Annotated in this window: 13 protein-coding genes and 1 tRNA gene; 1 reads left to right on the top strand and 13 read right to left on the bottom strand. The window is 39.6% G+C overall.

The window, feature by feature from the left end; all coding sequences use genetic code 11:
• Positions 1-6 precede the first annotated feature (6 nt).
• From ACTNC6_RS12090 to ACTNC6_RS12040, 11 genes are all read right to left on the bottom strand, one after another.
• Positions 7-933, bottom strand: coding sequence for a ParB/RepB/Spo0J family partition protein (locus tag ACTNC6_RS12090; protein ID WP_112116313.1), 927 nt, complete (start codon positions 931-933; stop codon positions 7-9).
• Complete coding sequence (locus tag ACTNC6_RS12085) at positions 890-1,717, bottom strand: ParA family protein (RefSeq protein WP_441044209.1); 828 nt, start codon at positions 1,715-1,717, stop codon at positions 890-892. Before ACTNC6_RS12085 ends, ACTNC6_RS12090 begins: the two co-directional genes overlap by 44 nt.
• Positions 1,718-1,758: 41 nt before the next feature.
• Positions 1,759-2,661: a DUF6017 domain-containing protein gene (locus ACTNC6_RS12080; RefSeq protein WP_112116316.1), complete on the bottom strand. Its 903-nt coding sequence runs from the start codon at positions 2,659-2,661 to the stop codon at positions 1,759-1,761.
• Positions 2,651-2,848, bottom strand: coding sequence for a hypothetical protein (locus ACTNC6_RS12075; RefSeq protein ID WP_075671632.1), 198 nt, complete (start codon positions 2,846-2,848; stop codon positions 2,651-2,653). The genes ACTNC6_RS12080 and ACTNC6_RS12075 overlap by 11 nt, the downstream gene beginning before the upstream one ends.
• A 1-nt stretch (position 2,849) precedes the next feature.
• The gene (locus tag ACTNC6_RS12070) at positions 2,850-3,074 is read right to left on the bottom strand and encodes a hypothetical protein (RefSeq protein WP_075671634.1); all 225 of its coding nucleotides are present in this window, start codon (positions 3,072-3,074) and stop codon (positions 2,850-2,852) included.
• A gap of 413 nt (positions 3,075-3,487) precedes the next feature.
• Positions 3,488-3,564, bottom strand: a tRNA-Arg gene (locus ACTNC6_RS12065).
• A gap of 637 nt (positions 3,565-4,201) precedes the next feature.
• Positions 4,202-5,077, bottom strand: coding sequence for a DUF3881 family protein (locus ACTNC6_RS12060; RefSeq protein ID WP_019163326.1), 876 nt, complete (start codon positions 5,075-5,077; stop codon positions 4,202-4,204).
• Between the two features lie 30 nt (positions 5,078-5,107).
• Positions 5,108-6,403, bottom strand: a complete 1,296-nt coding sequence (gene serS, locus ACTNC6_RS12055; protein WP_173743880.1) for a serine--tRNA ligase — start codon at positions 6,401-6,403, stop codon at positions 5,108-5,110.
• 70 nt (positions 6,404-6,473) lie between these two features.
• On the bottom strand, positions 6,474-6,995 hold the full coding sequence (locus tag ACTNC6_RS12050) for a DUF4446 family protein (RefSeq protein ID WP_441035968.1): 522 nt from the start codon (positions 6,993-6,995) through the stop codon (positions 6,474-6,476).
• A 14-nt stretch (positions 6,996-7,009) separates the two neighbouring features.
• Positions 7,010-7,960 carry a ParB/RepB/Spo0J family partition protein gene (locus ACTNC6_RS12045; RefSeq protein WP_441044208.1) on the bottom strand — a complete coding sequence of 317 codons (951 nt, stop codon included), beginning with the start codon at positions 7,958-7,960 and terminating at the stop codon, positions 7,010-7,012.
• A complete protein-coding gene (locus ACTNC6_RS12040) occupies positions 7,960-8,727 on the bottom strand; it encodes a ParA family protein (RefSeq protein ID WP_173743882.1) in 768 nt (255 codons plus the stop codon). Before ACTNC6_RS12040 ends, ACTNC6_RS12045 begins: the two co-directional genes overlap by 1 nt.
• Positions 8,728-8,987: 260 nt before the next feature.
• On the opposite strand from ACTNC6_RS12040, the gene ACTNC6_RS12035 reads away from it, so the two are divergent.
• Positions 8,988-9,941: an alpha/beta fold hydrolase gene (locus ACTNC6_RS12035; protein WP_303243331.1), complete on the top strand. Its 954-nt coding sequence runs from the start codon at positions 8,988-8,990 to the stop codon at positions 9,939-9,941.
• 40 nt (positions 9,942-9,981) lie between these two features.
• Here the strand turns inward: ACTNC6_RS12035 and ACTNC6_RS12030 are convergent, their stop codons facing one another.
• Together ACTNC6_RS12030 and ACTNC6_RS12025 are read right to left on the bottom strand one after the other, a co-directional pair.
• Positions 9,982-11,538, bottom strand: a complete 1,557-nt coding sequence (locus ACTNC6_RS12030) for a DUF4340 domain-containing protein (RefSeq protein WP_441044207.1) — start codon at positions 11,536-11,538, stop codon at positions 9,982-9,984.
• The gene (locus ACTNC6_RS12025) at positions 11,539-13,023 is read right to left on the bottom strand and encodes a GldG family protein (protein WP_441035973.1); all 1,485 of its coding nucleotides are present in this window, start codon (positions 13,021-13,023) and stop codon (positions 11,539-11,541) included.
• Positions 13,024-13,027 lie beyond the last annotated feature (4 nt).

Raw genomic sequence — 13,027 nt, 5'->3', positions numbered from 1 at the left:
TTCACCTTACCTTTCCATAGATTTCTCTCGTTTCTTCTGCCATTGCTCCAGCAGCTGAATGATTTTATCCTCCATCTGCTTGCTGGTGTAGGACTTCGGGAAGTATTTCCGCAGGGAGTCGGTTTTGAATGTCACCCTGTCCAGCTCGCCCTTTTTGACCTCATTCATAATCTCGCACATGGCATCCAGAGTACACTCGCCCTCCTGTGCCAGTTTTTTGATTCTCTGTGCCTGTGAAAGAGAAGGCGCAGCCTGGGCAAAGTCCATAGCAGAAAGAAAATCCTGCTGTTCTTCTCTTGCCAGATAAGAAAGTTCCACCGCCGGATTAAATTTAATCTGACCGTTATCCACCATATCCAGAAGTTCGGGGATAAGCTCGGTTAAACGAATATAGCGTTGCACTTGTACACGACTATCGCCGCTCTGTTCAGCAACTTGATTTACTGCCCACGACTTCTGCCCAAGTTGGGCAGAAGTTAAATCACTTCTTGCACCTTGATGTTTCAGGGCATCTAACTTCATTTTATAAGCATAGGCTCTTTCACTCGGCAGAATGGTTTCTCTCTGCAAATTCGCATCGACCATCAAAATAATGGCGGCATCATCATCCATATCACGGACGATAACGGGCATGGTTTCTTTCCCGGCAAGCTCTGATGCACGGTGCCGCCTGTGACCGGAGATGATCTCATAACCGCCATCCGGGTCGGGACGGACAATCGCCGGGGTGAGAACACCGAAGTCACGGACGCTTTCAACCGTTTTCATCATATCTTCATCGTCTACCACCCGGAAGGGATGTCCCTCAAAGGGGTGCAATTCAGAAAGCGGAATTTCCTGCACCCGCTCCTGCTGGGCTTCGGCTCGTGACTGGTCGGTAGAGAAAATATCATCGTACCCCTTCAAGCTGATGTTTGCGCCTTTTTTCTGCATTTTTTAACACCTCCTTTGTCAGAACCCGGTAGGCATCAGCGACTTTTCCTTTGGGATCGTGCTTAAAGATACTGGCTCCTTCGGCACTGATTTCCTCTGCACGAACAGAACGGGGAATGTCTGTCTTGTAGACTTTCAGCTTTCCTCCATAACTTTCCCGGATCAGATTGCTGATGTCCTTGGAATAATTGGTTCTGCTGTCCACCATCGTCAGAAGAATACCCTCGATTTTCAATTTTGGGTTGATTTGTCGTCTGACCTTGTTGATGGTTTCCAGCAGCTGTTCCAAGCCCTTTGCCGGAAGATATGCCGCCTGAACAGGGATCAGCACATTGTCGGCAGCTGCCAAAGCATTGACTGTCAGCATACCCAAAGAGGGCATACAGTCCAGAAGAATGTAGTCATAATTCTGCTTGACCGTATCCAGGTACTGACGGAGAATGGTCTCCCGGCTCATGGCATTGACCAGGGAAACCTCTAAGCCTGACAGTTCAATATTGGCGGGCATCAAGTCCACACCTTCCGGGTGATGAAGAATGCCTTCGCCGGGGGCAATCGGCTTTTCCATCATAATCTTTCCCATCATGTCGGAAAGGGTGGAAGATAAGGTATCCGGGTACGGATTTCCCAGACTGACTGTTAAAGAAGCCTGCGGGTCTGTGTCTACCAGCAGAACCTTTTTGCCCTCCATCGCCAGTCCCACACCCAAATTTTCCGTGGTTGTGGTCTTGCCCGTGCCGCCTTTCTGGTTGACTACGGCAATGACGGTTGCTTTTTTCGACAAATATCTTTACCTCGCTTTCTATTCTGTGTATACTGCATTGATTACCACCTCCCTCCAAGTTTCCCCGAAGCCATATCATGCCTGACCTTTGCGTCATAGTGGGCGCTTATGGTGTAGGGGGCATTGTATATCGAAGCAAGTAAATACTGCTTGATATTGCGAACATCGGTTGTGTTCTCTTTGAAAGAACTCATTACAAATCTGATGTGTTCAGAATCCAGCTTCATAAAACTGCTTTTGACAATTTCAATGGGCTTATCATCACTGGCAATTCGTATTTGCTTCCGATTACTGCACATGACTTCAATAATCAAATGCAGAATTAGATCGAGTATCTCATGGTCATACGGATAATCCTGTTTCAGATAGTCCATAGAAAGCTGTTCATAAAAATACTGATAATATCGGGTAAATTCGTCAGTCTCATCGACTTCCTTTCCACAAAAACCGGAAGGAAAGAAAGGATCTGTATCACTAAAATCAATATAATTAGTATCAGTATTATTACCTTGTGCTTTTGACAGTTCTTGAATTGTGTTTTTGACAACTCCAGAATTGTCCTTTTGACAATTCAAGAATTGTCTTTCCACAGAACCGGAAATGAAGTTCTTTACATAGATCAGGTTCGGTTTCCCAAGTCCCTGTCGCTTGCGTTCTATCAGACCGCATTTCTTTTCCAGCTCATCCAGCAGCTTCACCGCTTTCTTTTCAGCACAGCCTAACGCACCTTTGATTTCTTCAATCGTGAAGATGATATAGACACGGCCTTCCTCGTCCAGCCAACCGTTCCGGGCTGAGAGGTTCATGCGGTCAAGCAGAATACCGTAAAGCAGCTTGGCATCGGTTGATACATTCCAGAAGCAATCCTCGGTGAATAGCACCTTCGGAACACGGTAGAATGCGAACATCTCCGCTTGCTGCCCATAGAAATAATCATACGTCACTCATCCTCACCACCTCTTTCTGCGGGAAATACTCTTTTTTCAGAGGGGTTCTGCGGAAAGTCGTATCCTTCAGTTTATACGGACATCTGACAAAATAGCAGAAGCGGTACTTCCATCGGGGTTGATAATACTCGCAGTCTTTGCAACATTTCGGCTTGTCACGGCGATTGCGTTCATACTCATACATATCAACGCACCCCCACTTCCTTCATAATCTTCCTGGTACACCAGCCGATGCAGGGATGATCCCGCCCATAAGGACAACCTTCACATTCCGACTTCGGCTTTGGGGATACGGAGATTAAGTAGTAACAATTTTCTTCGCCCAGACAGCAGCCCGTTTTATTGTTTTTCCAAAAATGACAGTAGCGGCAGTCGTTTGGCTTGTCTGGGGAATAGACGATTTTACTCAAAAATCAAACCTCCAATCTTTCAGATTTACCCATGAATTTTGGGCATAAAAAAAGAGCGTCTATCCATCCCCGATACAGGGGCAAATAGACGCTCTATGTACATGGTAGTATTCAATTTTATTTCTTATAACGGCTTAGCACTCGGAACATCCGCCTTTTGAATTAGCAAGGTTTTTAGCACGTTTTTTCGCCTAATTAGCTGGAAGCGCATTTTCATTAGCAAAAACGGCCCTTTTTCTGCTAATGATTAGCAGAAATTTTTGTCTTATCACAGCAGTTCGATTTTTTAGGGCTTGTCAAAAATCAGAATTTGAAGTAAAATTTGAAAACATTATTTCGTCTCAGCAATCACACTGGAATTTGTTAAAAAAAGCCGAAAACCCTTGAAAACAAAGGCTTTCGGCGTTGTTAGCTGGCGTCCCAAAGAGGACTTGAACCTCCGACCCCACGCTTAGGAGGCGTGTGCTCTATCCAACTGAGCTATTGGGACGTATTTAATTTTTTTGTCAGCCTCCGTAATTATCGGACTCAGCTCCCAACTAAGGTTTTTCCAAGGTGAGCGTTGTAACGTAACCTTAGGAGGCGAATGCTCTATCCAGCTGAGCTATGCCGACATACGATTTTTGGCTTAAAATCAAGGTTTTTCAGCCTTTTCGGCCTCCCGGATCGGTGACCGATTTTTTCTATTTTCAGCCGATATTTTTTTCGGCGAAAATGCTATTTGCGTCCTCTGTAGCACTTGGCTTTTCTAATCAAAATTCTCAGTACCGAATTGCCATCGACACCTGAGTACTTTTCAATAGTTCTCAGTACAGGTCCCCCCTTAGGAGGCGGATGCTCTATCCTGCTGAGCTACGGAGACGTATATGAAGTTTTAAGGTGGGGTCCTCCCCAAAAGGTGTCCGCTCCTCGTTCTCTTAGGAGGCGAGTGCTCTATCCAGCTGAGCTATGACGACACATACTATAAACTCTTGTGTTCATTTATCTAAAGGACACATAAAGTATATTACTATATTTTTTTATAAATTACAAGTATATTTTATAAGATGTTTCACGTGAAACATCTCCAGGTGAATTGTTTCACGTGAAACATTTATGTTTTTTACTTAATCATTACAGATACTTTTTCAGAAATGTAATTCTCCCTGCAGCCATATAACGCCCTTAAACCTCCGGCCAATCTGTGGTTCTCCCAACAGATCTTCTTTGTTAATGCAGACATCAAATTGCATATCATTACAATCCAGAGTCAGCTGATATATTTCTTCTCCTGTAATAATATTCTTAAACGGCATATAATCCAGGATTTCACCCATTACACTATATTGATCACATACCATCCCATAAGGCATAAAATAAGAATCCACTATCGTAAAAATATCATCTGTGACTATTCTCTGCGAAATCATAGAATATGTATCCATATCCTCCATTGTGAGACTTTCCATAGCCTCCTCATCGCCATTTCTGGCTGCTGCAATGAGATGATTTCTGTTTTTGGTCAATTCCCGTTCTATTTTTACTGCTTCTTTATCTTTTTCCACAGGTAACAGAATTTTTCCTTCCCTCGCCAGCCCGGAAAGGGTTAAAGGCTGGCTGTTGGGAAGCATACTGCCTTCATATTGCCACTGCATATATTCGGCAGCATTCTGAAGATAAAAAATTAATGTGACTCCTATTCTCAGATCATCACAGGCAGCTGCAAAAGATTCTTTATCTGCATGTTTTTCAACAGATACGCTTTCCTGTGTAGTAATACCTGATCCTCTGAAATAAGGAAAATAATAATCCACGTGGAACACATCATCCTCATCATACTGTCCACAGACTGTAATTCCACAATCACATCCATAATTTTTTTTAAATTCGGCAAATATACCATCCGTATAATTTTCTACTACTTTTTTCTCATCGTAGTTTTCTACTACATCCATGATAATCTGCCTGATACTGCTTCTTTTGGTGATCTTAGAAAAGCCGATTGCTCTCAGGTAACTGTGCATAAGAACACCTCCTCAAAAGGCTCCTTCTTATTAGGCACGAGTCTTTTTCTCAATTTTTGTCATTCCGCCCATGTATGGCTGAAGTGCCTTAGGAATATTTACAGAACCATCTGCATTCAGATTGTTTTCCAGGAAAGCGATCAGCATTCTTGGCGGTGCTACAACTGTATTATTTAATGTGTGAGCAAGATATTTCTTGCCATCTTTTCCATTTACACGGATTTTCAGACGACGAGCCTGTGCATCACCCAGGTTAGAACAGCTTCCTACCTCAAAATACTTCTTCTGACGTGGAGACCATGCTTCTACATCCAAAGATTTTACTTTAAGGTCTGCCAGGTCACCGGAGCAGCATTCCAGTGTACGTACCGGAATGTCCAGAGAACGGAACAGATCAACTGTATTCTGCCATAATTTATCAAACCACATTGGGCTCTCCTCTGGTCTGCAGACTACGATCATTTCCTGTTTTTCAAACTGGTGAATACGGTAAACGCCTCTTTCCTCCAGTCCATGAGCACCTTTTTCCTTACGGAAGCAAGGAGAATAGCTGGTCAGAGTCTTTGGAAGTTCTTCCTCAGGAATAATCTGGTCAATAAATTTACCGATCATAGAATGTTCACTGGTACCGATCAGATATAAATCCTCTCCTTCAATTTTATACATCATAGCATCCATCTCTGCAAAGCTCATAACACCTGTTACAACATTGCTTCGGATCATAAACGGTGGTACACAGTAAGTAAATCCTCTGTTGATCATGAAGTCACGGGCATAAGAGATAACAGCAGAATGAAGTCTTGCAATATCTCCCATTAAGTAATAGAATCCATTACCAGCCACACGTCTTGCACTGTCCAGATCAATGCCATCAAAGTTTTCCATAATTTCTGTATGATAGGGAACTTCAAAATCCGGAACTACCGGCTCTCCAAATTTTTCAATTTCCACATTTTCACTGTCATCCTTACCAATCGGTACAGATGGATCAATAATGTTCGGGATTACCATCATATTCTTCAGAAGTTCTTCTTCTACTTCCTTCTCTCTGGCAGAAAGCTCTTCAATACGGCTTCCGGAAGCAGCTACCTGTCTTTTTACTTCTTCAGCTTCTTCTTTCTTTCCCTGTGCCATTAATGCACCAATCTGTTTGGAAGTTTTATTTCTCTCTGCGCGAAGTGCCTCTACTTCCTGTTTAATCTCTCTGTTTTCTTTATCCAGTTCCAGAACCTTATCTACCAACTCCAGCTTGTTATCCTGAAATTTATTGCGGATATTCTGTTTTACAATCTCCGGATTTTCTCTCACAAATTTGATATCTAACATTTTGTTCCTCCTGTAAATATGTAACTATTCATATTTATTATTTCTTTTTTTCTTATTTTTAAACAATATATCAATTCTCTTCCATGTCTCCCAGGCCAAAGTTTACAGCTTTTCTAAGTGCCTCTACCTCTTCCTGGCTTAACATAACATAAGACTCACCTTTTACAATTTCCTTCAGATAAAGGAAACAGTTATCACGGCTGTGGACTGCATTCAAAATCAATCCCGTATTATCCTTATCCAGTAATGCAAGAGCAAAGCTTAGTTTTCCCCCTACATCATCAAAGGCATCATACTTTTCCACACCATATTTACTGAACATTTTCTCCAGATTTTTCTTGATAAAAAGGATATCGTGTTCATGATCTTCCTTTGCCTCATAGAGCTTATCAATCTGGGCAAATTTTCTCACAAATATTTTTTCCAGGGATTGTGCATCACTGCCCTTCATAAACGTTTTATATTTTCGTTCCAGGCGGCTCAGCCTCATACTGCTGCTTGCACTTTTTACCAGCAGAAAAATAGTCAAAACCAGCAGTATGATAATAATAATTCCAGGATCAATCCCCAGGTTGTCAAAAATACTACTCATATCACTGACTCTCCTTAATTTATAGACTCAAACAGATCTATAATTCTTTCCAGTTCATCCTTGGAATAATATTCAATCTCAATTTTGCCTTTATCATTTTTCTTTCTGTGAATCAGCACTCTGGTTCCCATGATTCCCTTCATTTTTTCTTCCAGGCTTTCATAGATTGCATCTTCAGCAGTAGTTGTTTTCTGTTTCTTTTCTTTTTGAGGATTTAGAATGCGTTTTACCAATGATTCTGTTTCACGCACACTTAATTTTTCATCAAACACCCTCATTGCTACTGTTTCCTGCTTTTCTTTATCAGAAATAGCCAATATTGCCCTGGCATGTCCGGCAGTGATCATTTCATCTATCAACATCTGCTGAACTTTTGCACTAAGTTTCAAGAGACGCATGGAATTAGTAACCGCTGTACGGCTCTTTCCTACTCTGTCAGCAATTTCATCCTGTTTCAAATGAAATTCATCCATCAGCCTTTTATATGCCATTGCCTCTTCAACAGGATTCAGATCCTCTCTCTGTATATTTTCAATCAGAGAAATTTCAACCAGTTCCTGAGCAGAAAATTCTTTTACTATAACCGGTACTTCTTTCAAGCCGGCAAGCTTTGCAGCTCTCCACCGTCTTTCGCCTGCAATAATTTCATAATAGTCTTTTTTATCGGACACTAGTAGTGGTTGAAGTACCCCATACTGTTTAATGGACTCTGAAAGTTCCAATAATGCATCTTCATCAAACTGTTTCCGTGGTTGATCCCTGTTTGGTTCCACATTTGATATCTTTACCATCATTGCTGTTTTTTTCTGATTTGATGATTCGTTTTTCTGGTCCGCTTTTACAGACATTTCTGTTTTTTTAGTGGGTTTAGTGACTGGTTTCCTTACATTTTCTCTACTGACAGGTGTTTTTTCCGGAAATAATGCATCCAAGCCTCTGCCAAGCCCATTTTTTCTACCTGCCATTAATCGTCCTCCCTGTTGATAACTTCTTCTGCCAGAAGGCGATAACTTTCTGCTCCTGATGATCTGGGATCATAAATTGTTATAGGCTGTCCATAACTGGGAGCTTCCGCCAGTCTGACATTTCTAGGAATAATTGTTTTGTAAATATTCTGATTGAGATTTTCTTTCACATTCTCAACAACCTGAAGTGACAGATTTGTACGGGCATCATACATGGTAAATACAACACCTTCCATTTTCAGGCGCTTATTCAATCTTTCCTTCACTAAATCTATGGTATGAATAAGCTGTGAAAGTCCCTCTAATGCATAATATTCACACTGAATAGGTACTAACACGGAGGTAGCTGCTGTAAGAGCATTGATTGTCAACATATTCAAGGATGGCGGGCAATCTAAAATAATATAATCATATTTACGTCTTAGCTTATCCGTAATCCCCTTTAATATGTACTCTTTGTTATCAATGCCTACCAATTCGATTTCTGCACCGGAAAGATTAACATTGGACGGAATCAGATCTACATTTTCTACTACATCTTTAATAATTGTATTCTTTGCTTCTGCTTCTCCCAGTAAAAGTTCATACAATGTATTCTCTGGGGAATTTTTATCCACACCCAATCCACTGGTAGTGTTCCCCTGAGGATCTATATCAATTGTAAGTACCTTTTTCCCCTTTTCTGCGAGGCAGGCTGAAAGATTAATTGCAGTTGTAGATTTTCCCACTCCGCCTTTCTGATTGGCAACTGCTATAATTCTTCCCAATTGTATTCCTCCTTTATGAGGTTATTGTTATAACATACTTTTGTACATTATGCAGATTCATTATAACACTTTTACTATAATCATGCCACATAATGTTTCACGTGAAACATAAAAAATATAGTTTAATTTTTATAAATGTAACATTTTTTCATCACATAGAATCTTATATTAACTTGTAAATTCTTTGTTTTTGGCGTATAATATATTTATATTTTTATATTTGTCACACAAAGCAAATGCCCATATAAAGGAGGCAGACTATGAATAAAAACAAGCACAAAATTATAACATTTGCTGCTCTTATGACTGTTGCCACTATTGTGATTCATTTTATAAACCGTACAATTGCAGCTGCGGCACAATTAAAACAATTGCTCGGAATTACCCACAGTAAATATTTTGAATGGCGTTTTGGAAATATTTATTATACAAAAAAAGGTGATGGTAAACCAATTCTGTTAATTCATGATACATTACCTGGTGCCTCCGGTTACGAATGGTCTGAAATCGAAGAAAAACTGGCTGAAGATCATACTGTATATACCGTTGATCTTTTAGGTTGCGGACGTTCTGACAAACCAGGAATCACTTATACTAATTTTGTATATGTGCAGATGATCTGTGACTTTATCAGAAAAATAATCGGGCAAAAAACCGATATTATTGCCAGTGGCTTTTCAAGTTCCTTTGTCATTATGGCTTGTCACAACGAAAAAGAATTATTTAACAAAATTATGCTTGTAAATCCACCAAGCCCTGATTGCCTGAGACAGATGCCAACAAGAAGAGATCATTTATTAAAACTGGCTCTTGAGATTCCTGTTTTTGGAACTTTAATCTACCATATGATTGTCTCAAAGGAAAATGTAGCCAATTTATTTGTCGAAAAGATGTACTATAATCCATTTCATGTAAATACCCAGATGGAAGATGCTTATTATGAAGCATCTCACAGCGGTGGCTGTTATGCCAAATATTTTTATTCTAGCATGATTTCTAAATATATGAATATAAATATCAGTCATGCAGTGAAATCTCTGGATAACAGTATTTATATCGTGGAAGGTGAATCCGAACCAAATGGAAAATCAATTATGAATGAATATCTCACAGATAATCCTGCAATTGAGACTGCAATTATCAATGAATCCAAACATATTCCTCAGATTGAAAATCCCGAAGAATTTCTGGAACAGATTCTGATTTTCTTTTAAAAAAAGATCCTCTGACTTATTTGTCAGGGGATCTTTTTTTCTAATTTTCTGTACCTGTCAGTGTTTCAAATGCTGTAAACAATTCTTTCACTGTCATCTTATTTACCAGATATATCTTACTGTCTACCTTTACTGCATAATAATTCGTATCATAGCTATAATACTCTGCTTCCAGTTTATTTCCGTCTTCTTTTATAAATGTAACTGTCATTTCCGGATCTGTTTCAGGCTTAAATTCGTCTGTAAGTCTCTTCTGTGCAGCCAGATTAATCAGTTTATTATAAAATGTTGTAAACTGCGTTTCATCCACTTCTGACCCATCCAGTTTATAAGTAACAGTCTCTTTTTCATTTCCATCATCATCTTCAGATGTTTCACGTGAAACATTTACATCATAATCACTGCCCTTATAATTTACCTTCACTTCTTTCAGATCATTGGTTGAAACATAATTTACTGTCATATCCCAGAAGTCTTCCTCGGCTTTATCTGTAAGTGCAGATAAAGTATCATCAGACATAGTGTAAACCTGATCACTATCATTTACCATCACATATCTGTTACTGTCATCTGCCTCTTTACCCACCGCAATCACCAGTTGCTTATTCTCTACATTTTTTTCTGACTCTTCAGAATCCGATGCATTTGTATCATCTGATGTATCTTCACTATCCGCAGCCTCACCCTGAGTCTCATCTGTTGTTTCAGTTGAACTATCCGCTGATGTATCAGAAGAATCTGCATCCTCCTGCTCTTCCGTATAATCAACTGTGATAACCGCATATGGATCATCCAATCCATAAGTGCTCTTATCTTTACACTTGTAATCTACGAAAGAATTATATGCCATGCTTCCAAAAGAGGTTGTCAGAGAACTAACAGTGGCTGTATCTGCTTTTTCCTCATCTCCATCCCCTTTAACTGTCCACAGATTTGTATTCGTATTTTTAGAAAGTTCATAGGACTTATCACCTTTTACAGTGATTTTATTTATATTATCTGTATCAGATATCACCGGAAAATCTTCCATCTGTGCGTAATCATATAATGTTTTTGTAAAAGGCTCTATACAAGAGGATTCCACCATATAAACTGTACTCTTATCATCATCCTTATATACATAATATTGACTTGTGGATGAATTTTCATCACCTACATATAACGTAGTTGTCTTTTCCTCAGTTTCTTTATCCTCTGATTTTTCTGATTCACAGGTAATCTTTATGGTATTGGAGGGTGAATCCAGACCATATTCTGCCAGATCATCCACATCACTAAGCACTCTGTCTGATTCTATCGATGTCAATGCAGAAGCTGCATCTGACAGAGTAGTCTGGTTTACAGGAAAATCCTCTTCATCCTTTTTAACCCAGTCGTCATCCTTTTTTTCAAAAGTAGTTTCTTTCTCATCCACTAAGAAATCCAAAGATTTAATATCATCTGCTGATGCTGTAAAAACACTTGTTTTCTCGCTTTCCTCTTCTGATTCTTCTTTTGCCTCCTGTTTGGCTACGAAGGTTTTAACACCTGCGTAGCCGCCGCAGCAGACAGCAAGAACAGCAACTGCAATGATCATTTTAACAGTTTTATTCTTCATTTAAGCCTTTCTCCTCTTTATCCAAACAACAAATCCAATAACAAGGAAGATTCCAGGAATTAATGCAATGGTGCAAATCTTCCAGAATGCTGCATCATAATCAGTAATTGTCAGGTAAGATACTTCCAGGCTCTTGGAAGGAATTGATACACTGGCGCTTTCCTCTGTATCTGTCATCCATTTCAAAGACTCCATGATCAGTTTCTCATTTCCGCCGGATACCATCTGATTTGTCTGCGAATCCATCAGATTAGAAGTAGAATAGTAGACGATCTGTGTCTCTTTGTCATCATCCAGACTTTCTGTAATACTAACACCCAGATCAAATGGGCCTTCTACATCTCCATCCTCTTTTTCAATGGTATTACTGTTAAGATCAGTTTTTGAATATGCCTGATCAGAAGTTGTCAGTATACTTTCTATTTTCACTGTATCACGTACATCATCCAGTTGTTTAATGCCCTGCGCATATGGTGCAAGTACATAGTAACCGGCAGAAGCAGTCTCAGAGCTTGCATCTGTACTGTTAATAGTCGGAACCAGATAATATGGCATCTGCATTGCATAATGCTGATTGTCTCCCTCAAATACCACACCCTCTGTTCTCTGTACACCATAGTTTTCCAGGATTGCATCAAAATTTGGCATATCTTCTGTTGTATAATCGGAGAAAATTATTGCTTTTCCGCCGTTTTCAAGATATTCAATAATCGCATCCTTCTCGTCAGAGGAAAAATCTGTAGAAGGTGAGTCAATAAAGAGACAGTCTGCATCATCCGGAACACTTCCCTCTGTAAGCAGATTTAAGGATTTAATATCCATATTTGCCTTCTCAATATCCTCTTTAATAGAAGAATCCATATCTTTCTCACCATGGCCTTCTACTGTATATAAAACAGGCAGATTTTCTGAGGTTACATATCCTATTGCACTTGTGATCTGACCTTCACCATCAAAGCCTGTAGTCTGAGAGCTATAAGTCTGATAATCAATAGATGTCTCATAAATATTGTTATAATCAATTACCTTATTTCTATCTCCACAAACAACAATAAGACTGTTAGCAGAAAGATCATCGCTGGTATACTGTGAAACAAATTTAGGATTTACTACCGGATCCTTCTGCTCTACCTTAATATGCTTGGATTCATCTTCATATTTTTTCAGCAGACTGGAGATATTTTCATCTTCAGATCCGCTCTGTGCGATCTGATAAATCGTTACGTCTTTCTCCAGGTCCTTCAGCATTTTCTTGGTCTCATCACCGATACTGTACAGTTTCTGGCTGCTGATATCAATTTCTGAATATTTAGATGGAATCGTGCTTACAATCATGTTTATAACAATAACAACTGCAATAAAAATCACAGACATAACCATGGTATACGAACCATTTTTTATGTGCTTTTTACTGATCGTTCCTATCAGTTTCTTCTTATCAAATTTGTTATGGTTTTTGTTTTTCATTTTTTCCTTCAGTTTCATTCCT

The organism is Blautia sp. HCP3S3_C4 (assembly GCF_052064095.1).
GTDB lineage: Bacteria > Bacillota > Clostridia > Lachnospirales > Lachnospiraceae > Blautia_A.
This window is presented reverse-complemented; position numbering and strand designations above follow the sequence as displayed.